This window comes from candidate division KSB1 bacterium (assembly GCA_022562085.1).
GTDB lineage: Bacteria > Zhuqueibacterota > Zhuqueibacteria > Oceanimicrobiales > Oceanimicrobiaceae > Oceanimicrobium.
In genome coordinates, this window is sequence record JADFPY010000327.1 from 1 (window position 1) to 5,071 (window position 5,071).

Consider the following 5,071-nt stretch of genomic DNA (forward strand, 5'->3'; position numbering starts at 1 on the left):
TCCAATGGTCCTGGCCAAACGCGTATTTTGGTGTCACTTATTTAACAGCATGAAAATGCATCAAAAGAAATCCTTTTACTTTGCAGCCAGGCTTATTGCCCACACACACATCGCGGCTGCAACAAAGAGAGCGATCCACGACGCCGACATTGGCGCACTCCAGCCGCCGATCGCAAAAGACCAGTTGAACATGACGCGCAGGATGTGCCCTACCGCTACTAACCCGAATATCGCTCCGGAGATCGCCAGATATGTTTTATTACCCATCAGTACCTCCTTCCCTCGATGTTTGGTTTATTTATCGTATTAATTTCTTTTAAGGCCTGCAGTGATTATCAGTTGACAATCGACGCTGCTCTAAACAGCAAATCGGTCGATTGTAAAATTTTGGCTCTTAGTCGTTTGGGATAATCCTCTCTAGAATTGAGAAACTGCTTAACAATATCTGCCGCCTCGACGGAATTATACCCGCTGAATGTTAGATCGAGCCACCGTTTTGGGAAAAAGATGTCACCGGTACGCTGGATTTCCTCGACCAGTTCCAAGCTCGAACGAAGATACTTTTGAGAAGCATTTGCCCTGATTGGGTGGTGCAAATAATTCAGAGCGGTTAAAACCCAGGGCTCATGACTTCTATTTTGCACATCCCTTAAACTTTCAAAAAAATTGTCTCGCACAGCCTGATCTGGTGAAAGGGCCGGCCGAATGAACTCGAATCGTGCCTTCCTATCCGGACTTTTAATTCTACCTAATTGACGGTCGAGAACTTCCTGCGCTTGGGGGATGCCACGCACGGCTAATTCCAAAGCAAGCGTTGTCATATCGTTCTCACCAATTTCGAGACCGGGGATAGTCAGCTCTTTCTTCCAAATTTCAAGCAATTTTGAAATGCCGTCATTGGTAAGCGCAATGCTGCGAAATGTGCGGAAATAGTTCGCCTGTACATTGCTGTCGGGTGGTTTGTGCATCAATTGCCACAGCAAAGCTTCGAATTCCGGGGCCAAACGCTCGCGGTCGCTGCTTTTGTGAAATTTCCAGAATGCGGTTTCAAGATAGGAAAGAATCCGCGGAATATTTTGAGCATCCGTTTCATAATTCAATGCCGTCATTGCTGTGTTTATAAATTCGATAGGCGTCATTCGCGAGTTCAGCATCTCTTCCCAAAGCGTTACCCAGGCAATGCCGCGCACCAGGGAGTCATCGATTTCATAGACATGTTTTAACAAAAAATCCCTGCTGGCGTCATCCGTTTCGAAATAACCGTATCCCGATCCGCTGCCGTTTGCAAGCACGAAGTCGGGTTTTGGCCGCCCTGCTGCCTGTTTAATTTCGGCGGTGACATCGTTTAGTTGAACCGGAAAAAGTTCAAGTTTTTCACCCCAACCCATCACCAAGTTAATATTTTGATTCCAAACACGGTTCTTGTTTTGCGGGTCCAGTTGTTTCAAGACGAGTCTTGAGATCTTGTTATTTTCACTTAAAGCAAGCTCGGTTTTGATGTGTGGTCTGCCGGGTTCACTCACCCAGACTTTACTCCAGGATTTTAAATCCTCAGATGATTTTGTATCGAGCATTTCTATCAAGTCGCTCCAGGTTGCATTGGCGTACGAAAACTTTTTAAGGTACTCTTGCAGGCCGACCTGGAAAGACTGCTCGCCGATGAGAAGCTCGAGCTGTCTCATCACGATGGGCGCTTTTTGATAGATGATGGCGCCGTAAAGCGACCCGGCATTTTTCAGGTTATCGAGATCCTGGCGAATTGGATTGGTGCCTCGCGTTCGATCCACGCTGTAAGCCCGGGGATGATGCGCGAGAAAAAACCGCAGCGGGTGATTAATATCCGGAAAATTCGGATTGACAATTTTAGCTGCCATGAAATTGGCAAAGACTTCTTTCATCCAAACATCATTGAACCAGTCCATGGTGACGAGGTTGCCAAACCACATGTGTGCGGTTTCGTGAGCTATCAAACTGGCCCGGCCGAGCTTCTGATTTTGAGTTGCGGACGGTTCTAAAAACAGACTGGCGGCCCGGTATAAAATAGCGCCGGGATGTTCCATGCCGCCGTATTGGAAAGATGGAATGAGCACAAAATCGAATTTCCCAAAAGGGTAAGGAATATCCGTGTAGTCCTCCAGCCATTCGAGTGCGGAAAAATGCAAATCAAAGATGGCTTTGATATTGCGCTCAACCTTTTCTGAGTCGGTTTCCCGGTGAAACATTCGCAGTGTTAGTCCATCTCGCTCCTCAGTGATAACCTTGAACTCACCGGCAGCGAAAGAAAACAGGTATGTGCTCAGAGGCTTGGTTTCTGTGAACGAACATTTTGTTCGGCCGTTTCCGGATTTGTTGCCGAGAAGTTCGCCGTTGGCAACCGCTTGCCATGATTCCGGAATTTCAAGCGAGAGTTTATACGTTGCTTTCAGGTTGGGTTGGTCAAAGCATGGAAATGCAAAAGAAGCGCGATCGGGAACAAACAGCGTGTAGAGATATTTTTCATTACGATTCAGGGAGCTTTCACCGGCGATGAATTTAATGGAGACGGTGTTTTCACCAGGACTTAATGATGATGCCGGAACCACGATGTGGCCGTTAATGAATTCATAGTCAGATTCTTTTTCTTCACATTTCACAGAAAGCACATTTTCCGGGTTCTCATTAAAATCAATAATGACCGGTTTAGAAACATCCTTTAGCTGGAAGTTGATTGCAACTTCACCCGCGATTTTTTCTTCCAAAGCCTCCGGAATTGAAAAGAAGGCATCATAATGAACCTCAGAAATTGTTGCTACACGATATTCAGCGATTTCAAAAGAAACGCCTTCGACGATCTCCGGGCTTTGCTGCTGGCCACAGCCGGATAAGATGGCAAGTAGAAATATAATTGAAGTTGTGATTCTGTTTTTGGTTTTATGCAGTTTGTTTTGGTTCAAAGCACCCTCGTATAGAAGCCAAAAAACTTAGTCCTTCTGAGCGCAACTTGCAACCCGTTGCCATTTCCCGAAACAAATCAGCGAGCGCGAAGAATCTCAACCTTGGTGTAGTTAGATTCTTCGCACATTGGCTGAGTTGCACATTATAAAGACATTGCAGTTTGTGCTCAGAATGACACTTGGAGCTAAGCATAGGGTAAAGCCCGCTAAAAGTCAAATAGAAAAAGCCGTCTACAGACGGCCAAACCCTTCGTATTACCGGAAAAGCGATGCTGCAAGGCAGCAAAATAAATTTGCAAACCAGCAAAATGAAAATACAAGGCAACTAAACGGCAATAGTGCCTAACAGCATCGCATTTTCCTGTTATATTGTCATTTTTGTGATGGTAAAATATGACTTTGCAGCGGTAGAAGATGATTTTGCTGCGGTGCGGTTTTGTAGTACTACATTATGATTTTGTTGAGTGTGCAGAACCGTTTTGTGGCGTTGCATGCCCTTATGCTTGGCCTCATTGGGATTCTAGCCAAGGGTAGCCTCCCCTGTGTTTCACTTGTCACAGTGGCACGGCGTTAGCTAAACCCTTTACTTACCTAGCCATGCTACTAGAGCAGAAGAGGCTACACCCGCTCCTTCTGGAAAGTACATGTCCATCAAGAAAAGGTCTGGCTTCGATGCGCCCTTGGATTCTAAGTCCTTGAGTGCCTCGTCTAAAGTAGAACCGGTTCCAAACGTAAAACGCTCGCCCAGAAACTTCTCCGCGCGGTTGCGCTCGTCCTCTTGGTCGTCAACGAAACAAATCGCTTTCATTCTTATCTCCCTCTGTGGTGATGGTGGTGACTCCTTTCTTCAGCTAAAAAAATGATGATCGACTCGCATAACCATTTATAGATGACTTATCCGTGTCGATATTGAATTTGTTTAAATCGTCAGTCATGAGACAGTTATTCATGTCTGAACTCATTTTGGGAGATCTTACTTACAAAAATGTAGAATTATCTGGAATTAGTCAAGAAAATTTCAACAAAGCTAAGTTATCACTTTCTTGTATGCTCCTCACCATCGCCGGGGTTTTCTTTCAAATATTTGACTAAAGCTTCTAATGGACTTAACTTAGAAAAGATACTTAATGGAACTTTTATTTCTTCAGAACCTTCGTATATACTGATCAAATCTTCTTTGGTTAAGTTGTATTCTTCTCTAAAATTTCTTATTAATGGCGATAAAATTTCATATATTTTTTTAGTGTTAGAACTATCAATATCTTTCCCTCTTTTTTTAGCAACACTATCTGCCATTCAGTTAATATAGTATTTTGTATATTAATATATAAATATTTCCCTTTTTAAACTTATAATGTAGTAATAATTTCATATAATGTAACCTAAAATACATCTTATGTAATATTAAGTAATGAATAAACTATACAACATAAACTTTGAGAAAAGGATCGAATAGAATGTAAAAAAAGTATATTTAGGCTCGGATGAGGATACGCCTCACAGAAAGTTTTAAATAGAAATATTATAGGGTTATAGTAAAAGAGAGTGGTCTTATGAATATTGAAGAAGAAATTATAAAAAATCAGTCGATATTGATCTTAATTGCGAAATCTGAATATCCAAGTAAACATATGGAAATAGTAAAATTATTGGACAAAAATTTCAGAAAAATAGGTTATGTTTACCTCAAAAAATCCTACAAAACTCTTAAAAAAAAATTAACTAAAAATAAAGTCGACTTTAACAAGTTTTTAATTATAGGCCTAGATAAACCTACCAAAGAACAGCTTAAAGCAGAATATTATAGTTATATTGCTTCGCCTGCAGATTTTGGAGGAATAAACATAGCTTTATCTGATTTGGCATATAGGGGATGTAAAAGTTTTTTATTTGATTCTTTATCTAATATGATTGCTTATGTTAAGGATGATAAATTGCTCAAATTTATAAATACAATAATTATTAAAACAAAAGTTGCAAATACTAATGTTATTTTTTTAGCTTTAAGTGAAAATATTAACGCTAAGATGCTTAATGATTTAAATATGATTTTTGATAAAATTATTGTGACTCCAACAGATAATAAATAAAACAAAGAGGGTATTAAAGGGAATAGCATAAAAAAGTTAAATTGATGG

General features: G+C 41.1%; 5 protein-coding genes. 1 reads left to right on the forward strand and 4 read right to left on the reverse strand.

All coding sequences use genetic code 11. The annotated features are described in order from the left end of the window. Positions 1-75 precede the first annotated feature (75 nt). The 4 genes from IH879_19365 to IH879_19380 form a co-directional block, all read right to left on the reverse strand. Positions 76-267: a hypothetical protein gene (locus IH879_19365; protein ID MCH7677087.1), complete on the reverse strand. Its 192-nt coding sequence runs from the start codon at positions 265-267 to the stop codon at positions 76-78. 68 nt (positions 268-335) lie between these two features. Next, positions 336-2,933, reverse strand: coding sequence for a hypothetical protein (locus IH879_19370; GenBank protein MCH7677088.1), 2,598 nt, complete (start codon positions 2,931-2,933; stop codon positions 336-338). 583 nt (positions 2,934-3,516) lie between these two features. Further along, entirely contained in the window at positions 3,517-3,741 is a 225-nt protein-coding gene (locus IH879_19375) for a response regulator (protein ID MCH7677089.1), read from the reverse strand. Positions 3,742-3,968: 227 nt separating this feature from the next. Beyond that, the gene (locus IH879_19380; protein MCH7677090.1) at positions 3,969-4,229 is read right to left on the reverse strand and encodes a hypothetical protein; all 261 of its coding nucleotides are present in this window, start codon (positions 4,227-4,229) and stop codon (positions 3,969-3,971) included. Positions 4,230-4,486: 257 nt separating this feature from the next. On the opposite strand from IH879_19380, the gene IH879_19385 reads away from it, so the two are divergent. Then, positions 4,487-5,023, forward strand: a complete 537-nt coding sequence (locus IH879_19385; protein ID MCH7677091.1) for a hypothetical protein — start codon at positions 4,487-4,489, stop codon at positions 5,021-5,023. Positions 5,024-5,071: the final 48 nt, after the last annotated feature.